Genomic DNA, 19,706 nt, shown 5'->3' on the forward strand with positions numbered 1-19,706 from the left:
AGTTTTATACCTACTTGTACTGTTAAGTATGTATAAGCTGCAACGCAGTTTGATGTATCATCCTAATGATACAATTCCTGCACTACAGGAATATGGTTTGTCTCAGAATACTAAGGCTGTTTACATTCAAAGCCATGATGGTCTGGGGTTACTAAGTTGGTATCTACCACCGCGAGGTCCTGATAAACCATTAATCGTATTTTTTCATGGGAATGCAGGACATATTGGGGATCGGGCTGATCGGTTGCGTATGTTCCGGGATTTAGGATATGGGTTCTTAATCGCATCATATCGCTATAATGCTCAGGCTGGAGGTCAACCGGGTGAGGAAGCGTTATTGCGTGATGGTCAAAATGTTATTAATTGGCTAATAAATAAGGGACATAACACCAAAGAGATGATCTTTTATGGGGAATCTTTGGGGAGTGGTATAGCGGTTTCCCTCGCTCAAAATAATGTAACTAGAGGTATTATATTGGAAAGTCCATATTCCTCAATTACTGATGTGGCTGCTGACCATTACTGGTACTTGCCAGTAAAATATCTATTAAAAGATCGTTTTGAATCTTATAAATATATTGGAAACTTAATATCGCCTGTTTTAATTTTGCATGGGGCAAAAGATAAGACCATACCTCTAAAGTTTGCACAAAAACTTTATGAATCAGCAGATTCAAGTAATTCGGATATCGTAATTTATCCTGAGGGCGAGCATGTGGGGCTTTATGAATTTGGTGCGTTGAAAGAAGTTACAAAATTCATCAATAACAATCCGCCTCTAACGGGTATGTAAGTCACGTAATGCTTCAGGAGTATCTGTATCTACCAATATCGCATCGGTAGGCATGGGAACCTCACATACGAAATCCGGATAGGCACTGATGACCGGTTTTGCACCAATATCGCCGGATAATTCCATGATTTCCGGGAAAAAACGGTTTCCAATTAATACTGGATTTCCGCGCTTTCCCTCAAAGGTGGGAATACATATTTCTCGATTATCTTCTTTGGAGAAACTTGCCATAATCAGTTCTAAATCGTGGGCTTTAAGAAGCGGCATATCGCTTAGACAGATCATTACAGCATCACAGTCACGCGGTAGGTTTGAGATACCTGTCTTGAGTGAAGATGCGATGCCAGTTTCATAGTCAGGGTTATGAATGATGGATAGTTTATATTTGGACAAAATGTTGCTTATCTCTTCGGGTGCATGACCTGTTACAACGATTAAATCGTCTATATTGGTTTCATGAATGCATTCTAATGCGTGATCAAGCAAAGCTTTATTATTGTATTGGGTTAGCAATTTATTGTCTTTTCCCATTCGACGAGACTGTCCTGCCGCTAACAATATAATACCAAATTTAGCAGCTTTGCCCGATGAATATTTTTGTTCGTTTTGATGGCGTGGGGCAGGGCGGCTAGGGATTTCTTTTAATAAGCCACCAATAGACATACTGGCCATATCACGTTCATTAATTGGTATATCAGCGCAAACACGTTGTAAGACCCAATCAAATCCGTTTAATTTGGGTGAGCGCGCACAGCCTGGCATAGCAATTACTGGTTTATCTTTATAGGACCCTAATAAAAGTAGATTTCCTGGATCAACAGGCATGCCATATTGTTGAATACTACCTCCAGCACTAATAATTGCCGTAGGAATAATATCGCGTTTATCTGTAATAGCTGATGCGCCAGTTAAAATAATCAGGTCTGTTTGATCGGATATATTTTCTAATGCTTGTTTTACGTGATCAACCTGATGAGGAATACGCTCTTCGTCGATCATTTGAGCTGACAATTGATCAAGTCTATTTTGAAGAGTCCGCGTTGTTTTATCAAGTACCGATGGTTTGACAGAAGGGAGATTCGTTTGAATCAAAGTGACATTTTTCTGCTGAAAGACATTTAGTTGCAGTTGTCCTTTATTTAAATGATTTATTGCTTCATTGAGTTTAGTTTGAGAAACTGCGAATGGTATGATTTTTATAGTGGCAACCAATTGTTTTGATTGTACAAATGAATGATTTGGTAATGTCGCTATCGTAATGCCTTCATCAATCATATTAAAATTAATAACATCGTCTACGGACAGGGTGAAAATCCCCGAATGTTTAGCTACAATATTTACTCGTCCCGTAAATGGTGCTGCAATATCTAGATGAGATGCATTTATTGCATCTGATAAAAAAGCAGCGGCTTGATCTTCATGAACATCATCTTGTTCAAGAATAGCGACTGTTAAAAACTCAAATTCTTCTTTTTTAAGGTTTTGAATATCTAACTCAGAAAGAGAGCGCCCTTTCTTAAAGTTTAAGTTTTTTGTCTTTAAGCTATGGGCTAAAAGAAAACCTGGTTTTAGTGCTGAAATGGAGCAGTCTTCAAATTTCATTTGTTGCCCTTTGAACCTCGTAAAGAAAGGGTTACTTGTCCAAGAATGGCGATAGCTATTTCCGCAGGAGAGGATGCGCCGATATCCAAACCGATGGGTGCATCAATTCTACTTATTTCTTCCTGATTGAAGCCTTGATTTTCAAGACGTTCAACACGTGCTGCATGCGTTTTTTTACTGCCCAACGCACCGATATAAAACGCTTTGGATTTTAGGGCAGAGATTAAGGCCGGATCATCGAGTTTCGGATCATGTGTCAAGGTAATTACAGCGCAACGATGATTAAGATTTGCTTCGTCTAAAACCTCATCAGCCCATCTTTGGTCAATCTTGATATTTGGAAATCTCTCCTCTGTCGCCCAGGCGGTCCGATGATCAATCAGAGTGACATCATATCCAGTCGCTTTCGCCATCGGTGCAAGAGCTTGCGAGATATGGACCGCGCCTGTGATATACATACGCATTGGTGGATTGTAAGGATTGATGAAAATCTCGGTGCCATCTTCCAAAGTCACTAAGTGACCTCTATCCATACGGATTGCTTTATCTACATTGTCGCTTAACTGCAGATACGTTTCCGGAAGTTCATCATTTAATTCATAAGCAACAGAGGAGCCTGTATGAAGATTTGTAAGACATACAATAGCCTCCCCATCTTTCTGTGCTTCAATAATTCTATGAAAGGCAGGCAATACTTGTTGATTAATGTTTTCTACATACACTTTGACCGTGCCACCACAAGCCAGTCCAACTTCCCAGGCCATTGCGTCAGAAACGCCAAATTCCATAATTTGAGGATCAGCGCCATCCATAATATCTAAAGCTTCTGTGACAACAGATGTTTCAATACAACCACCAGAAACGGAACCTTCAAATTGAGCATCTTCATTGACAATTAACTGACTGCCAACAGGCCGTGGTGAGGAACCCCATGTTTGAACGACTGTTGCAATGGCAACCTTTTTGCCCTCTTGCAGCCATTCTTCGGCTTTAAGAAGTAATTCATTTTTTGAATGGATTTGTTGTACTGTGCAGGTTTCCCCTGTCATTTTTTAATCCTGTTCGCTTAATGCTTTCTGACGCCATCGCGCCATTGTTTTGTGACCCATTACATGGTCATCAGCAAGCGCTTTTGCAAGTTGTGATAAGCTTTCTAAATTATGAATCGGACGGAAATCGTCAACATGTTTAATAAGAGCCTTTGCACCCTTGGTTTTGGGCGCATATTCATTGTATCGGAGTAATGGATTTAGCCATACCAATCGCCGACAAGATTTGTGTAGTCGTTCCATTTCCATTTCAACACCTTCCGCACCTTGGCGATCTAGTCCATCCGTAATTAACAACACCCAAGCACCTTGCCCTAAGACGCGACGTCCCCAAAACTTATTAAATTCATGAAGGCTTTGACCTATACGTGTGCCTCCTGACCAGTCCTTTACATTTTCCCCGATTTTGGCAATGGCCTCATCTGGATCCTTATAACGTAAATGTCGCGTGATGTTATTCAGTTGCGTCCCAAATAGGAAACTGTGCACTCTGTCTCGATCATTGGTTAAACTATGTAGGAAATGCAGAAACATTCGTGAGTATTTTTCCATTGATCCTGAAATATCACAAAGTACGACCAAAGGTGGTGGTAAGGTACGTGGGGTCTTGTGGCGAAGCCAAATCATATCGCCACCGCGACGAGATGAGGCACGCAATGTTGATCGCATATCCACTTTTTTGTTCAAATGACTACGCTTGTAGCGTCGTGTCATAACTTCGCCAATAGGAAGCGTTAATTGAGACATCACTCGCTTTGCTTCAGCGAGTTCAGCATTGGTCATTTTTTCAAAATCTTTAGTTGATAATACTTCTTGTCGAGAAAAAGTCATGGAAGCATCTAATTCTACTTCTTCGCCCATATTATCCAAATCTGGCAAAATAGGAGGTGGCTTTTCACCTTTCATTGCTTCTGTAACTCGTGGCGACATATTATCTCGCGGATTTTCTTGAACCATGTCATCTGTCTTGAAGCTTGGTAGCATCATTTGCATCATTTTTTCGAGAAAATTTGGATTTCGCCAAAAGACATGGAAGGCTTGGTCGAATATTTCTCTCTGATCGCGTCGATGCACAAATACAGCGTGTAAGGTCCAATAAAAGTCTTCACGAGTCCCTAAGCCTACGGCACATATAGCTTCGATTGCATCTAAGGTTTTTCCGGGTCCTACTGGTAGACCAGCTTTCCGTAAGACCCGGGCAAAATGCATGATGTTATCTGCCATCCGCCCACCATCAGCCTGATGCATAAATAAATTTGCTTCAGGTAAGTTGGTTGCCGTCTTATCTTCGGCAAGTTGGAAGTTTTTAGGCGTTGTATCAGACATCGGCGAAATCTAACTCGCTTTCATCATATCAGTTTTCACTTCTTCAAGAAGTCGGGAAGCTTCTGTTCCCTGAATTCGTTGAATATCATCTTGGTATTTCAAAATCGTTCCAAGTGTGTCGTTTATTGTATCTGGATCCAAAGCCATACGATCTAACTGCGTAAGAGCATGTGCCCAATCAATGGTTTCCGCCACACCGGGAAGCTTAAATAGGTCTAGGTTACGAAGTTTGTTGATGAAACCAACAATTTGTTCTGATAGTTGTTCTGGCGCATCGGGAGCTTTGCGTTTCAAAATATCTAACTCTCGTTCCGCATTTGGATAATCTACCCAGTGATAAAAACAACGACGTTTAATTGCATCATGAATTTCACGTGTTCTGTTAGATGTGATGATTACGATAGGAGGTTCCTTAGCTTTAATTGTGCCAATTTCGGGCACGGTTACTTGAAAGTCAGAAAGCACTTCCAACAAGAAAGCTTCAAAAGGTTCGTCTGTACGGTCCAGTTCATCTATTAGTAAAATAGGCGGACCTTCTTCTTGTTCTTCTAGTGCTTGAAGAATAGGACGCTTTATAAGGAATTGATCAGAAAACAAATTTGTTTGCAGTTGTTTTTTATTCATCTCCTGAGAAGCTTCACTCATGCGAATTTCGACCATTTGACGCGCGTAATTCCATTCATAAACTGCGGAGCTAACGTCTAGTCCTTCATAACACTGCAAGCGAATTAATTTACGCCCTAAACATTGGCTTAACACTTTAGCTATTTCTGTTTTACCAACACCTGCTTCGCCTTCGAGAAAAAGAGGGCGGCCAAGTTTTAATGCTAGGAAGAGGGCATTCGTTAAAGAGCGATCAGCCACGTAATTTCCTTGTTCCATGAGACTTAAGGTCTCAGCAACGGATGATGGCATAGATAGTGACATGGTACCCCCAAAATATAGTTTGCTTATTCATAGGATAATAAGTTTTGATGTCTTCGGCTATATACAAAACTAAAAGGCGCCCGAAAATTCAGGCGCCCTTAATGAGTTAGATACAATCAAGGCTAACAAGCTTGCACAGCGCGTTTGGTCATCACACCAATCAAGTTTTTTCGATAAGCAGCTGAAGCATGTAAATCTTCTATCATTGAATCTTCTGGCATTGGAGAAATATCAACAACATCAGCAGAAAAATTAGCGGCTAAAGCTTCTTCCAACTTATGTGCACGAAAGACACCATCATTTCCCGCGCCAGTTACTGCAACACGCACTTCACTACCTGTTTTGGCCACGAAGACACCTGCTAAAGCATAACGAGATGCTGGGTTTGGGAATTTTTGATAGTTGGCGCTATCCACTTTAGGAAACTTTACCGCAGTGATGATTTCGTCTTCATCCAAAGCGGTTTCAAACAGACCGGTAAAGAATTCTTCTGCAGATAATCCACGCTTGGTCGTAATGATCGTTGCGCCTAATCCCATACAAGCAGCAGGATAATCAGCTGCAGGATCGTTATTTGCGATCGATCCACCAATTGTACCACGGGTTCTTACTTGGTTATCACCTATATTCCCTGCCAATTCTGCAAGGGCAGGAATCACAGATTGAACATCTGAACTACTCGCAACTGTTGCATGCGTTGTCATAGCGCCTATCACAACGATATCACCATCAACAGCGATGCCTGACAATCCGGCACTCGCCAGATCAATCACATCTTCGGGGGCTGCTAAGCGTTGTTTCATGGTTGGGATTAATGTTTGCCCACCTGCTAGAACTTTACCATCATCACTTGCTGCTAATTTGCTTGCTGCATCCGCAGCGGAATTAGCTTTGTCATAGTTAAATTCGTACATGATCAAATCTCCTTATTCTGCTGCTTGAGCCATTTTAGCATCTTGGATTGCATGCCACACCTTCTGTGGTGTCGCAGGCATGGAAATGTCGGTGACCCCTAAATCCCAAAGTGCATCAACAATCGCATTGATAACGGATGGAGGTGAACCAATGGCGCCAACCTCACCACACCCTTTTACGCCTAGGCTGTTATGGGCGCAAAGTGTTTCAGAGGTACCAACTTTAAAGCTAGGTAAATCATCCGCACGTGGCATTGTGTAGTCCATATAAGAACCGTTTAAAAGCTGACCGCTATCTTCGTCATAAACAGCGCCTTCAAGTAAGGCCTGTCCAATCCCTTGGGCGAGGCCACCTTGAATTTGACCTTCCACAATCATTGGATTGATAACACGACCTACATCGTCCATTGCGGACATGGACACAATTTCAGTAACACCTGTTTCTGGATCAATTTCCACCTCGCAAATATGACAACCGCCGGGGAAGGTGAAATTGTTAGGGTCATAGAAAGCTTGTTCTTCAAGCCCCGGTTCTAACTCATCATGTGGGAAATTATGTGGCACATAAGCTGTAAGAGCAACATCGCCAAAGGCCATTTCTTTATCCGTGCCTGTGACAGCGAATTTACCATCGGCAAATTCTATGTCACCTGCATCGGCTTCAAGGACATGAGCAGCAATTTTCTTTGCCTTATCAACGACTTTATTTAGGGCTTTCATCATGGCTTCACCACCAACGGCCAGTGATCTAGACCCATAAGTCCCCATACCAAATGCCACTTTGTTGGTATCACCGTGACTTATATCTACATTTTCAATTGGAATGCCAAGTGTGTCAGATACCAATTGGGCAAATGTTGTTTCATGGCCTTGTCCATGACTATGTGACCCTGTGTAAACGGTAACGGAACCTGTAGGATGAACACGAATATTGGCGGATTCAAATAAACCTGCACGCGCACCAAGGGAACCAACCACAGCGCTAGGCGCGATACCACAAGCTTCGACATAAGTGGAATAGCCAAGGCCACGTAACTTACCACGACTTGCGGCCTCTGCTTTACGAGCCGCAAAACCATCCACATCAGCCATTTTTTGTGCACCTTCAAGGGTCGCGAAATAATCACCGCTATCATATTGCAATGCCACCGGTGTTTGATAAGGAAAAGCGTCCGTTGGAATGAAATTTTTACGACGAATTTCATCTTGTGGGATACCCATTTCACGTGCTGCACGATCAACCAATCGTTCTAACAAATATGTTGCTTCTGGACGACCAGCGCCGCGATATGCATCTACAGGTACTGTATTGGTAAATACAGCTTTTACATTACTGTAGATCACAGGTGTTGTGTAAACACCTGCCAATAAGGTGGAATGCAGATATGTTGGTACGCAAGTTGAGAAAGTAGATAAATACGCCCCCATATTTGCTTTTGTATAAACGCGCAATCCGATGAACTTACCATCTGCATCTAACGCCAATTCACAATGGGTCAAGTTATCACGACCATGTGCATCAGAAACAAAGGCATCTGCACGTTCACATGTCCACTTTATCGGACGTTTTATCTGGCCTGCCGCCCATGTCACGATTGCTTCTTCGGCATAGTGATAAATCTTTGTACCGAAGCCGCCACCAACATCAGGTGCCACAACGCGTAATTTATGTTCGGGAATTTGTAATACAAAAGCGCCCATCAAAAGACGGATCACATGTGGGTTTTGTGAGGTTGTAAATAATGTATATTCGCCTGTTGCTGTATCATATTCACCAATAGCAGCACGCGGTTCCATCGGATTTGCAACAAGACGATTATTTACGATATCAAGACTAGTGATATGATGAGCGTTATCAAAAACAGCATTTACTTCTGCTTCGTCACCTAATTCCCAGTCATAACAGAGGTTACTTGGTATATCATCATGTACCGCTGGACCACCATTTACAGCATTTTCCATGTTAATGGACGCTGGTAGTTCTTCATAGTCAACTTCCAATAACTCAGCTGCATCTTTGGCTTGGGCATATGTTTCTGCAATCACAATTGCTACTTGATCGCCGACATGACGAACTTTACCTTGGGCAAGGGCAGGGTGGAATGGTTCATTCATAGGACTGCCGTCCTTATTGTTCACACCCCAACCACATGGAATGGAGCCCACTTGCATGTCTTCACCTGTAAAGACGGCCACGACACCATCTGCTTCTTTGACGGATGATGTATCTATCGAATTGATTGTTGCATGTGCATAGGGACTACGGACAATATACCCATAGGTTTGGTTTGGACGATTGATATCGTCTGTATAATTTCCTTGTCCAGTTAGAAATCTAAAATCTTCTTTCCGGCGAACTGCAGCGCCGATTCCTGTATCACTCATGGTTTGCTCCCATATTCGAATGTTAAGAATAGGCGGCTTATTCAGCTGCTTTCATTGCATTGGCACCATCCAACACAGATTTCACGATATTGTGGTAACCGGTGCAGCGGCAGATATTGCCTTCTAGGCCTTCGCGTACCAACTCTTCTGTGAGATCGCCATTTTTATTGGCAAGGTCAATCGCGCTCATCACCATGCCCGGTGTACAGAAACCACATTGTAATCCATGGTTTTCCTTAAAGGCTGCTTGCATCGGATGCATTTCTTCGCCATTTGCAAGACCTTCGATTGTAATGATGTTTGATCCATCAGCCTGAACTGCCAACATGGTGCAGCTTTTTGCTGAATCGCCATCCACATGGATAACACATGCACCACATTGGCTTGTGTCGCATCCTACATGAGTGCCAGTTAGTTTTAGATGTTCACGAATAAATTCTACAAGCAATGTACGAGGAGAAACTTCCCCCTCAACGTTTTTGCCATTCACAGTCATGGAGATTTTGACCATGTACTTTACACTCCTCCTGTTTGAGATCCAATCCCTCAGATTAGTAACATTAAGAAATAAAATGTCGTTCTGAAGCCGTTTTTTGTTTTATTTTTTACAGTTTGCGGCGGAATGAATTTCAGGTCAAGAAGAGAAAAGTTAATTTGTTATCCAAATAAGATATGTCGCGCCGCACAATCACGACGCGACATTGAAAATAGTTATGAAAACTATAGGTTTTTATGTAAAAATGCTAATGTACGATGGAGTGATAATTCCGCATCATCGGCGTCATATCTACTGCCAGTAGGGTTGGCAAAAGCGTGATTAGCCGTATACCAATGGATTTCCAATAGATCAGATTTGCCTGCTTCATCCATTCGGGCCTCAAACTCGCCCACCATTTTTGCATCGATTGATTTATCTAAGGTGCCAAAATGACCAAGCACGGGTGCATTTAGTTTTTTCAAGTCTTCTACACTACGTCCTAAACGACCATAATAAATAACAGTTGCATCTACATCAGCCACAATAGAGGCATTTAAGGACCAAGCCCCACCAAAACACCAACCAAGTGTCGCAACTTTGCCTGTTGAATCTTTATGATTTCGCAAGAATTCGGCCCAGCTTTTAAGTGTATCTTCCGCTTCTGCCTGTTTAACGGATTTCATTAAAGCCAGGGCTTCTTCTCGTTTTGTGCCGACGCCGCCATCGTAAAGATCAACGGCTAATGCAATAAATCCATGTTTTGCATATTCGGCTGCCATTGCTTTGATATTGTCGTTTAACCCCCACCATTCATGAATAAGGATCACGGTTGGGGCAGGAAGTTTTTCGGGCATAGCAATTGTCGCTTTAACTTCTTTACCCATTCCATTCTTAATTGTCACTTCATCCAACATGGATGCTTGGGCCGATGCAAGTTGGGGATGAAATAAAACGGTTGCAATTGGTAATGCTGCCATACCTTTTAAAAAGGTGCGTCGTTGGTCATCGGTAATTTCAATCGGGGGTAGGTCGCTGTCTTGATTACAGCTCATAATATCACACATTTGAGTCTCCTGTTCATAGATGCGTTCTAAGTTTGATCTTGCATCTCTATACGAGGTCGCAAGCGTATTAGATCGAATTGTAAAACAGGCATATTCAGTGTCGAATGAAATATTTGTGAGGTTAATTTTGTATCAAGTGGCCTGTCTTTACAAAAATTGTACAACCTTCTTTTGTGTAGGGATGATGGGAACTACCATCAGGACTACGTATCCATGTGCCTTTGGGATAACTTCCATGTTCATCTTCAAACGTGCCTTCCAGCACATATATTTCTTCGCCGCCCCAATGTTTATGAGGATTAAAAACAGCGCCTGCTTCCCATTTAACCAAAGCCACATTTTCAGTTTTGAAATTATGTAACGGCATAACTTCTAAGCCAGGCACTAAACCTGGTAACCATTCAGATTTATTTGTATCTTTTTTAACCCAGTCTTGGTCTTCTTCTTCCATCTGCCATAATTTTACTAAAATGGTACATCCATCTTTCGTATAGGGCTTATGTTTGGACCCAATAGGATTTCTGATATACATGCCGGGACCGTAGTCACCGGATTCATCAGAAAAAACACCTTCCAGAACCAAGAATTCTTCGCCACCCGGATGACCGTGTTCTTCAAAATAACTGTCTGGTGCAAATTTTACGATACTGGTTGCACGGCCGGATTCAGCACCATCACGATCTAGCATACGTCGCTCAACGCCACTCATGCGTGTTTTTACCCATTCTATTTCATTCGTGTTCAGGACGACGCGTTGATTTAAATCGTGATTGATTTGCATGTTTTTTACTCCGCTTTGAAACATTACTGCATATTGGGTTAAATGGAAAATCTTCAAGGAAAAACAGATATGACAAAATCGTGAGCAGAGTGATAATATATGATTTACGTGGTACAATATTTGCTTTGGCATACTTGTTACTTTATTCTTAAGTAATGGTATCCTTAAGTCTTATTTTCGTGGAATATAGATGACCAGTTCTATTATATTTTCTGCAATTGATGTTGCTCTTTGGTTTGCTGAACAAGCGAGAAAAGAAGATATGTATCTGCAACCTCAAAAACTGCAGCGCATTCTTTATATTGCCTATGGATCATACGCCGCTATGCATCATGGTCGGAAATTAATGCCGGCTACATTCATTGTGGATGATACAGGTCCGATTGAACCAAATGTTTATCGAATGTTAGAACTTGGTGCACCTAAAGGAGACAGACCACCTTTACCGCCGGAAGTGGAGCATTTTCTTTCAAATGTCTGGCGTAAATATTGTCATCACAATACAGAATATTTGAATGAACAGATTCAAAATCATAAGATATACAGAGAGGCTATAAAACGTGGCGTTAATGAAGAAATTCCACATCGCGTAATTGCACGTTTCTTTACGGGGCAAGATCAGAAGAAATTAGAGAAGACTGTGACCGCGCCTGATGGCCGTAAATTGGCTAAATGGTTACCTGGCGCTAAAGCGGCTGCTAAACCGACTAACCGTAAGTAATATACTGATATTTAAGTGCTCTTTCGTTTTCATTTCTTGTTTATAATAAAATAGTTTTTGTGAAGTTCTCTACTTGGCCCTATGATCATTTCAAAATAAAACTTGAAATATGATTGAGGGAGTTTTCATGTTGCGCGGAATGTTACGCCTTGGACTTCTAACAGCGATATTAGTTGTAGGAACCGATGATATTGCCTTTGCAGCAGGCGGTCCGGCGAGTTACAAGTTAGATGGTTCTCTGTTAAACCTATATTGGGTCATTCCTTTTGCAGGTATGTTACTATCGATTGCTGTTTTTCCTTTGGTGGCCGGGAATTTTTGGCATCATAACTTTGGCAAAATTGCTTTAGGATGGGCAGCAACTTTGATTGTGCCGTTTGTTATATTTTTTGGTTATCAAGTCACCTTATATGAAATATTACATGTTATTCTTTTAGAATATATTCCGTTTATTATCTTGTTGTTTTCTTTGTTTACCGTTGCAGGCGGTGTGCGATTACGTGGTAAATTACGTGGAACGCCGCTTGTGAATACTGCCATTTTGGCTTTTGGTACATTGATTGCCAGTTGGATGGGCACAACAGGGGCAGCTATGCTTTTAATTCGGCCTTTGTTACGTGCAAATGAATGGCGTACCCATAGAGTCCATGTCGTTGTTTTCTTTATTTTCCTAGTTGCAAATATCGGTGGCTCTTTAACGCCACTTGGAGACCCACCATTGTTCCTTGGATTCTTGAAGGGAGTCAGTTTCTTTTGGGCGACACAAGAAATGTTTTTACCGATGGTATTTGTGTCTACTATATTATTAGCCGTCTTTTTCCTGCTGGATAGCTACTATTATAAAAAGGAAGGTGATCTACCTTCTTTAGATGAATTACATTCAGATGAACCTGACGGCATTAAAATCGAAGGTGGGCAAAACATAATTTTTCTAGCTGGTGTGGTTGGGGCTGTTTTATTAAGTGGTTTTTGGAAACCGGGTATATCGTTTGAGATTTATCACACCCATGTGGAGTTACAGAATATTGTAAGAGATATTATTCTGCTTTCGCTAGCCGCAATTTCTTGGAAATTTACAGATATTCATAGCCGTATTGCGAATGGTTTTTCTTGGTTTCCAATTCAAGAAGTTGCCAAGCTGTTCATTGGTATCTTCATTACTATAGTGCCAGCAATTGCAATTTTAAAAGCGGGCAGTGATGGGGCTCTTGGATTTGTTATCAATGCGGTGACAAGTGAAAGCGGTGAACCGGTCAACGTGATGTATTTTTGGCTTACGGGTATCCTTTCTAGTTTCTTAGATAATGCACCTACCTATCTGGTTTTCTTTAACACGGCTGGTGGTGACCCTGTTGAACTGATGGGACCTTTAACCAATACTCTATTAGCGATTTCGGTTGGAGCAGTATTTATGGGTGCCAATACTTATATCGGTAATGCGCCAAACTTTATGGTTCGCTCTATCGCTGAAGAGCGCGGTGTGGCAATGCCAAGCTTCTTTGGGTATATGGGGTGGTCTTTTATTATTCTCATTCCATGCTTTGTCTTAGTAACTTTTGTGTTTTTCTAAGATTGACGGGTATAAAATGTTTTGAATGAAGTAAGGCGGTAGAAAGTTTTTCTGCCGCCTCATTGCTTTTTGGGGATTAATTCTTAACTATAACAAACTTCAGAATAAAAATGAGATGGGATCATGGATCAGATTGCAACAGAAGGCATGAGCAAGGGCCGCCGTCAGTGGAATACACTTAAGGCTTTGTTACCATATTTATGGCCGAAAAACGCAGGAGATATTCGATTTCGTGTTGTTATGGCACTGATTTGCTTGATGGGGGCAAAAGCAGCCAATGTGATCGTACCTATATTTTATGGAAAAGCTGTTGATGCTTTAACAGTTACCGAACAAGCTTTGGTTACAGTACCAATTTATTTACTGTTAGGATATGGCCTTGCACGTTTGATGACGGTTGTATTCCAAGAGTTACGAGAAGCATTCTTTGCGAAAGTCTCTCAACGAGCAATTCGCCAAGTTGCTTTGACGATTTTTAAGCATCTACATGGGCTTTCATTAAGATTTCATCTGGAAAGACAAACTGGTGGTTTAAGTCGGATTATTGAGCGTGGTGTGAAGGGAATTGAGTTTCTTCTGAATTTCACCTTATTTAATATCTTACCGACCCTTGTTGAAATCTTTCTGGTTTGTGGGATTTTGTGGGGCCTATTTGATTTTTACTTTGCACTTGTAACATTTGTGACGATCGTTTCTTACATTGCATTTACGATGTGGGTCACTGAATGGCGTCTGAAATATCGCCGCCAGATGAATGACAAGGATACTGAAGCCAACACCAAAGCAATTGACAGTTTGATCAACTATGAAACAGTAAAGTATTTTGGAAATGAGGCACATGAAGCAGCACGTTATGATATGGCTATGCAAGGTTATGAAAAAGCCGCTGTTCGATCGGTAACCAGTCTATCCGCAGTGAATATCGGACAGGGAGGCATCATTGCAATTGGTCTTGTGGCCTTGATGGCGATGGCTGGTTATGGCGTAGAAAATGGTGATATGACTGTCGGGGATTTCGTTCTCGTGAATACCTATCTTATTCAATTATATTTACCACTGAATTTCCTTGGCTTTGTGTATCGTCAAATTCGCCAATCTCTGACAGATATGGAAGATATGTTTACGTTAATGGATGTATCTCAGGAAATCGCGGATGCACCAAATGCAAAGCCTCTAGCAATATCTTCAGGTTGTTTAAGTTTCAAGGATGTCTCTTTTGGGTATGATGCTCGGCGACCAATTTTAAAGAATGTGTCGTTTGATATTGGGGCAGGAAAGACATTAGCAATCGTAGGTCCTAGTGGAGCAGGAAAATCTACTATTAGTCGTTTGATGTACAGATTTTATGATTCTCAAAGTGGTCATATCCAGATTGATGGGCAGGATATTAAAGATGTAAAACAATCTACTTTGCGTGGCGCGATTGGTATTGTGCCACAAGATACGGTTTTGTTTAACGATACGGTTTTATATAACATTCGCTACGGGCGTCCTAATGCTACAATTGAAGAAGTAAAAGAAGCTGCGAAACTTGCGCGTATTCATGACTTTATCGAAGCCTTACCTGATGGATATGACAGTATGGTTGGTGAACGTGGTTTGAAGCTTTCTGGTGGCGAAAAACAACGTGTGGCTATTGCACGTACAATATTGAAATCGCCTGAAATTTTATTATTTGATGAGGCCACCTCTGCATTGGATACAGCGACCGAACGTGAAATCCAGAAAAGTTTACGCCAGGTGAGTGAAGGGCGCACAACATTGGTTATTGCACACAGACTTTCGACCGTAGTTGATGCTGATGAGATTATAGTTTTAAAGGCCGGTGAAATTGCTGAAAAAGGCAAGCATGAAGATTTATTGGCGCTTGATGGAATCTATGCTGAAATGTGGACGAGACAACAAGAAGCAGCATCTGGTGAGTAACGTGTTCCAAAAAAGCACATTCGTTTTATTAATAAGTTTATTCATGACCAATATGTCATTTGCTGGAGGTGTAACCTTTGGAAGGGATACCGTTATTATTAAAACAAACAATGGTCCTGTTTCTTTTGAGATGGAAATTGCATCTGATTATGAACAGCGTAAACAAGGATTGATGTTTCGTACAGAGCTGGCAGATGGTAAGGGAATGTTGTTTGACTATGGTTTTCCATATGAAGCGGCAATGTGGATGAAAAACACCCTGATCCCCCTTGATATGTTATTTGTGCGAAGCGATGGAAAAATCACTTATATTCATCATCGGGCCGTGCCCGGAGATTTAACTGCAATCTCTGCTGGAGAGCCTGTTAGGGCGGTCATAGAGCTTGCAGGTGGGCAAGCAAAAGCCAAAAAAATAAAAGTAGGTGATTACGTTGACTATAAAATTTTTACGAATCGCCCTTGATTAATAGATGACAAATCATATAGATACAATTTTATATATCTTAGTTAGGTCTAATGTATATATGGGATTGGCATCTTAAACTGAATGGAAAACTGGATGAAATCATATTTCAAATATGCAGGAAAAATTGCGCTTTATACCATTGCTGTTACGTCACTAACTGCTTGTGCTTTTTTTCATCCGGAGTTAGATCGCCCTGTCGAAATGGGGAACACTATTGATCAGTTCAACTCTATTGAGAAATATTCACCAGTTTATGTGAATGTAAACATATCGTATGAATTTGAGTTTGTTGATCATGAGGATTTCGAAGAAAAAGGCGAAGAAATCTGGATATATAAAGGACGAATGGACGATATGAAAAATCGGTATATGCAACTATCTTATACCGAGATTGATGCTGATCAAACACCACCACCAGGGGCTGTTATTACGCAAGGCCGTAAGCGAGTAACAGGATATGATACTTGTATCACGAAAAACCGAGATTTATCAGCTGATGAGAAAGTATTGTTTGGTGATGCTATCAATAATTTGGATACATATGCATTATCAGATGATATGCCGAAAACGGATTTGTTTGTTCGTCGATTTATCGAAAATAATACCCCAGAGGATGCCAGACGTTTAGAAGCCGTTTATTTTATATCACTTGATGAGTTGGGATATAAGTGCGCGGACTTTGACACAAATAATGAAGTCATGCTTGAAATGCTTGCGGATTGGCGTGCTGAATCATTAAGATCTTTCGAGATTATCGGATAAAGAATTAATGAACCTCGCTAGCTAACTAGCGAGGTTTTATTTTATCGTAAGAAATTCAAATTTAGCTGTTCATTCTGAATTGGGGGGCACCAATAATGTGCGCCAGTTTTTGGTGTAGAAAATTTGAAAAGTCCATCAATAATATTGTCTTCAAGACCAATCATTCGTTCTAGTTGGGCTTCAAAAGCATAGAGGTTTGCACTAAAGCACATAAACAGCAAACCTTCTCCCTTCTCATCAGACCATGGCATGCTGCGACGTAAAATGAAGGCTTCCGGTTCGAAACTTTCTTGAGCTGTTCGTTTAACATGTGCAGATTGTGGGGCATCATCAAGTTCTTCATTGTCGCTTAAACGGCGTCCAATTATATGATCTTGTTCGTCTTGAGGTCGGTTTTGAAGCGAAGGAATGTCATGATCCCAACGTTGAATTGTTAAAATACTTGATCCATTCAAATTAGGATTTGTACTTGAAATTAATGCAGTTTTTTCAGCGTCATCTCCATCTGGATTTTCGGTGCCGTCTTCATATCCAGTTAGATCATGTCCATCTAGATATATGAAACTATTCTGAGTACGTGCGATTGCAAAACACTCAGATAAAACGGCAGTTATTTCCCGTGCTGATTTCGCTATCTTTCCACAATCTTCATTCTCTATGCGTATTGCTAATGAGGCCTGTGTTTCAGGGATTGCACATTCTATTTCTTGATAAGATTTGAAGGAATGAAAGCCTTGCACTTCTTTTCCAAATAACTTGATAATATCGGGGCCCAAACCAATCAGCATATCTGTGGAATAATTGATTTTTTCTAAGATGCTGATTAGTTGAGTGGTTGTAGTATCTTGTTTGAGTGAAAATTCGATAATACGGGCATGTTTGGGAATTGGTGCCAGAATAGCGTTTTGAGAGGATGCTGAAGTCATTAATTTCTCATTTTTTGAATTGTTTTTAGATCTATTGTTTTAACGGAAGTTTTACCGTTACTATTGTGCCTTTGTTTACTTCACTTTCAATGGATATATGGCCATGATGAAGGTCTACAAGAGATTTCACAATCGTTAGTCCTAAACCCGTTCCTTCTTGCGTGGTTAGGGCTGTTTGATGACCACGTTCAAATGGATTCATTACATTTGGGATGTCTGTCTTTTTAATACCTTGACCTGTATCTTGAATTATAAAGATCAGAGAGGAAGAGGGTAAGTCTTCTTTCATGCTAATGAATATTTCTCCAAATTCTTTATTAAATTTTATCGCATTATTGAGTAGATTGATTATTATTTGAGTTAGTGCGCGCTTGTCAGCGGAAAGCGATGCCACATTTTCTTCATGTTGAAAATCAATTGAGACATTCTTTTTTTCTGCCAACAGCGCAAGTGTTTTAATGCAATTTTCCGTCAATTCTATGATATTGAACTCTTCAGGATTGAAGTTGAACTTACCTTCTTCAATGGCAGAAATATCTAGAATGTCATTGATTAGAGATAATAAATGCTCTCCGCTTTGATGGATGCTTGTGGCGTATTCTCCGTATTTTTTTGGTGAAATTTTGCCAATTAATTCATCTTTGATCATTTCGCTGAAGCCAAGAATTGCATTGAGCGGCGTGCGTAATTCATGGCTCATAGTTGCTAAAAAGCGAGACTTAGATAGGTTTGCTTTTTCTGAATCATGTAAAGCTTTTTGTCTTTCTAATTCAGATTTTTTAAACTTAGTGATATCCGTCCCACTACCACGATATCCTGTAAAAGTGCCATTGAGATCAAATAAAGGAAGCCCAGATAATCTGTAATGCTTTACTTCGCCACCTTGTAGGGTAATGGCATATTCGAAGTTTTTGAAGATACGTCTATTTTTCATATCTTCTAAATGTTGTGTCCATTCCGTATCAGCAGTATTTCGATTGCCGACTTCCCATCGATACTTTCCAATTTTATCTTCTATAGTATCGCCTGTTACCTCTGTATATTTGGGTGACACATAAGAGAATTTTAAGTCAGCATCTAACTCCCAAAACCAATCAGAGCTAATCACGGCTAAATCTTTGAACCTTTGTTCTTGTTCCTTTAATGAAATCTGTCTCTGCATTAATATGCGGATAAGCAGCGAAACTATACATATGAAAAATAGACCGAAGATCAGATAGAAGTATTCGAGATATTCTCTTAAGGAATTTGTTGATAACCCTGAAGGGCTAACTTCTAATCTCCATTCACGGGACCCAACATTTATTGTTTGTGATAAGGTGAATTTCGGATCTGGCAATCCTTGAGTATAAGGTATGACGTGTTTTTCTCCATCATATATATTTAAAATTAAATGCTTTTCAAAACTTTCAGATATAGCTGCTTCAACGGCTGGTTCAGCTTTAAAAACGATATTTAAAAAACCTTGATTATCTCCTTTGACTTTGACGGGAAGATACCCAACAAAACCTTTACCACCTTGTGCAAGATTTAATGGTGGAGTGGTGATAAGCCTATCTTTTATTAAAGCTGTGCGTGCAGCAATACGTGGGAATTCTAGTTTCCCAATGTTTAATCGTAATGCACCTTCATTACCTTTTAATGGTACCACCCATTTAATGATTAGATCATTGTCTAGCCAATTGATGGCTTGAAAATCAGGATAAAGATTATGAATTCGCAGAGCTTCATTTTCGAATGAAGATTGTGTTGGGAATTGTTCGTTGGCCCATTTTTCTTGCAAAAAATAGGCAAGAGCAAATCGAGAGTCGAAATGGGATTTTATTTGTGTTGAGAAATGCTGTAAATGACCGTTTATTTCGGTAAGCAGTCGTTTGTCGTCTTCATCCTTGATGATTTGCCACGAATATAAAAAAAGACTACTTAACACGAGCGCAATTATGAAAGGCAGTAAATTGATATGACCAATGAAGGTCGAAAGTAAACTTTGTTTTTTGTGTGCTTTCGATTCATTCA

General features: G+C 40.6%; 17 protein-coding genes. 6 read left to right on the forward strand and 11 right to left on the reverse strand.

The annotated features are described in order from the left end of the window. Window positions 1-793, forward strand: a 793-nt coding sequence (locus E1160_RS05690) for an alpha/beta hydrolase (protein WP_155154041.1), incomplete at its 5' end; no start/stop codon positions are given. Here the strand turns inward: E1160_RS05690 and E1160_RS05695 are convergent. From E1160_RS05695 to E1160_RS05735, 9 genes are all read right to left on the reverse strand, one after another. Beyond that, complete coding sequence (locus tag E1160_RS05695) at window positions 779-2,395, reverse strand: NTP transferase domain-containing protein (protein WP_155154042.1); 1,617 nt, start codon at window positions 2,393-2,395, stop codon at window positions 779-781. The two genes, E1160_RS05690 and E1160_RS05695, sit on opposite strands and share 15 nt — an antisense overlap. Then, window positions 2,392-3,444: an XdhC family protein gene (locus tag E1160_RS05700; protein ID WP_155154043.1), complete on the reverse strand. Its 1,053-nt coding sequence runs from the start codon at window positions 3,442-3,444 to the stop codon at window positions 2,392-2,394. The genes E1160_RS05695 and E1160_RS05700 overlap by 4 nt, the downstream gene beginning before the upstream one ends. 3 nt (window positions 3,445-3,447) lie before the next feature. Then, window positions 3,448-4,770, reverse strand: a complete 1,323-nt coding sequence (locus E1160_RS05705; RefSeq protein ID WP_328597127.1) for a vWA domain-containing protein — start codon at window positions 4,768-4,770, stop codon at window positions 3,448-3,450. A 9-nt stretch (window positions 4,771-4,779) separates the two neighbouring features. Next, a complete protein-coding gene (locus E1160_RS05710) occupies window positions 4,780-5,697 on the reverse strand; it encodes an AAA family ATPase (protein WP_155154044.1) in 918 nt (305 codons plus the stop codon). Window positions 5,698-5,819: 122 nt separating this feature from the next. Continuing rightward, on the reverse strand, window positions 5,820-6,611 hold the full coding sequence (locus E1160_RS05715; protein WP_155154045.1) for an FAD binding domain-containing protein: 792 nt from the start codon (window positions 6,609-6,611) through the stop codon (window positions 5,820-5,822). Between the two features lie 12 nt (window positions 6,612-6,623). After that, a complete protein-coding gene (locus E1160_RS05720) occupies window positions 6,624-8,996 on the reverse strand; it encodes a xanthine dehydrogenase family protein molybdopterin-binding subunit (RefSeq protein WP_155154046.1) in 2,373 nt (790 codons plus the stop codon). 37 nt (window positions 8,997-9,033) lie between these two features. Then, on the reverse strand, window positions 9,034-9,507 hold the full coding sequence (locus E1160_RS05725; protein WP_155154047.1) for a (2Fe-2S)-binding protein: 474 nt from the start codon (window positions 9,505-9,507) through the stop codon (window positions 9,034-9,036). A gap of 209 nt (window positions 9,508-9,716) precedes the next feature. Beyond that, window positions 9,717-10,538 carry a dienelactone hydrolase family protein gene (locus tag E1160_RS05730; RefSeq protein WP_155154048.1) on the reverse strand — a complete coding sequence of 274 codons (822 nt, stop codon included), beginning with the start codon at window positions 10,536-10,538 and terminating at the stop codon, window positions 9,717-9,719. 121 nt (window positions 10,539-10,659) lie between these two features. Continuing rightward, on the reverse strand, window positions 10,660-11,319 hold the full coding sequence (locus E1160_RS05735) for a cupin domain-containing protein (RefSeq protein WP_155154049.1): 660 nt from the start codon (window positions 11,317-11,319) through the stop codon (window positions 10,660-10,662). A 190-nt stretch (window positions 11,320-11,509) separates the two neighbouring features. Here E1160_RS05735 and E1160_RS05740 point away from each other — a divergent pair, with 190 nt between their 5' ends. The 5 genes from E1160_RS05740 to E1160_RS05760 all read left to right on the forward strand — a co-directional run bounded on the left by E1160_RS05740 (window position 11,510) and on the right by E1160_RS05760 (window position 16,764). After that, window positions 11,510-12,040, forward strand: a complete 531-nt coding sequence (locus tag E1160_RS05740; RefSeq protein ID WP_155154050.1) for a Panacea domain-containing protein — start codon at window positions 11,510-11,512, stop codon at window positions 12,038-12,040. A gap of 127 nt (window positions 12,041-12,167) precedes the next feature. Beyond that, window positions 12,168-13,610 carry a sodium:proton antiporter gene (locus E1160_RS05745; RefSeq protein ID WP_235914053.1) on the forward strand — a complete coding sequence of 481 codons (1,443 nt, stop codon included), beginning with the start codon at window positions 12,168-12,170 and terminating at the stop codon, window positions 13,608-13,610. Between the two features lie 123 nt (window positions 13,611-13,733). Further along, on the forward strand, window positions 13,734-15,536 hold the full coding sequence (locus E1160_RS05750) for an ABCB family ABC transporter ATP-binding protein/permease (protein ID WP_155154052.1): 1,803 nt from the start codon (window positions 13,734-13,736) through the stop codon (window positions 15,534-15,536). A 43-nt stretch (window positions 15,537-15,579) separates the two neighbouring features. Next, a complete protein-coding gene (locus tag E1160_RS05755; protein WP_155154053.1) occupies window positions 15,580-15,999 on the forward strand; it encodes a DUF192 domain-containing protein in 420 nt (139 codons plus the stop codon). A 96-nt stretch (window positions 16,000-16,095) separates the two neighbouring features. Next, entirely contained in the window at window positions 16,096-16,764 is a 669-nt protein-coding gene (locus tag E1160_RS05760) for a hypothetical protein (RefSeq protein ID WP_155154054.1), read from the forward strand. 41 nt (window positions 16,765-16,805) lie between these two features. On the opposite strand, the gene E1160_RS05765 is transcribed toward E1160_RS05760, so the two are convergent. Continuing rightward, the gene (locus tag E1160_RS05765; RefSeq protein ID WP_155154055.1) at window positions 16,806-17,690 is read right to left on the reverse strand and encodes a Dyp-type peroxidase; all 885 of its coding nucleotides are present in this window, start codon (window positions 17,688-17,690) and stop codon (window positions 16,806-16,808) included. Between the two features lie 31 nt (window positions 17,691-17,721). Further along, a partial coding sequence (locus E1160_RS05770) for an ATP-binding protein (RefSeq protein WP_155154056.1) occupies window positions 17,722-19,706 on the reverse strand: 1,985 nt, incomplete at its 5' end.

This window comes from Curvivirga aplysinae (assembly GCF_009711445.1).
Lineage (GTDB): Bacteria > Pseudomonadota > Alphaproteobacteria > UBA8366 > Aestuariispiraceae > Curvivirga > Curvivirga aplysinae.

Coding starts and splice junctions, on each gene's coding strand:
- E1160_RS05760 (WP_155154054.1), top strand. CDS start 16,096: ATGAAATCATATTTCAAATATGCAGGAAAAATTGCGCTTTATACCATT.
- E1160_RS05700 (WP_155154043.1), bottom strand. CDS start 3,444: ATGACAGGGGAAACCTGCACAGTACAACAAATCCATTCAAAAAATGAA.
- E1160_RS05730 (WP_155154048.1), bottom strand. CDS start 10,538: ATGTGTGATATTATGAGCTGTAATCAAGACAGCGACCTACCCCCGATT.
- E1160_RS05715 (WP_155154045.1), bottom strand. CDS start 6,611: ATGTACGAATTTAACTATGACAAAGCTAATTCCGCTGCGGATGCAGCA.
- E1160_RS05710 (WP_155154044.1), bottom strand. CDS start 5,697: ATGTCACTATCTATGCCATCATCCGTTGCTGAGACCTTAAGTCTCATG.
- E1160_RS05745 (WP_235914053.1), top strand. CDS start 12,168: ATGTTGCGCGGAATGTTACGCCTTGGACTTCTAACAGCGATATTAGTT.
- E1160_RS05720 (WP_155154046.1), bottom strand. CDS start 8,996: ATGAGTGATACAGGAATCGGCGCTGCAGTTCGCCGGAAAGAAGATTTT.
- E1160_RS05765 (WP_155154055.1), bottom strand. CDS start 17,690: ATGACTTCAGCATCCTCTCAAAACGCTATTCTGGCACCAATTCCCAAA.
- E1160_RS05735 (WP_155154049.1), bottom strand. CDS start 11,319: ATGCAAATCAATCACGATTTAAATCAACGCGTCGTCCTGAACACGAAT.
- E1160_RS05695 (WP_155154042.1), bottom strand. CDS start 2,395: ATGAAATTTGAAGACTGCTCCATTTCAGCACTAAAACCAGGTTTTCTT.
- E1160_RS05755 (WP_155154053.1), top strand. CDS start 15,580: ATGACCAATATGTCATTTGCTGGAGGTGTAACCTTTGGAAGGGATACC.
- E1160_RS05725 (WP_155154047.1), bottom strand. CDS start 9,507: ATGGTCAAAATCTCCATGACTGTGAATGGCAAAAACGTTGAGGGGGAA.
- E1160_RS05750 (WP_155154052.1), top strand. CDS start 13,734: ATGGATCAGATTGCAACAGAAGGCATGAGCAAGGGCCGCCGTCAGTGG.
- E1160_RS05740 (WP_155154050.1), top strand. CDS start 11,510: ATGACCAGTTCTATTATATTTTCTGCAATTGATGTTGCTCTTTGGTTT.
- E1160_RS05705 (WP_328597127.1), bottom strand. CDS start 4,770: ATGTCTGATACAACGCCTAAAAACTTCCAACTTGCCGAAGATAAGACG.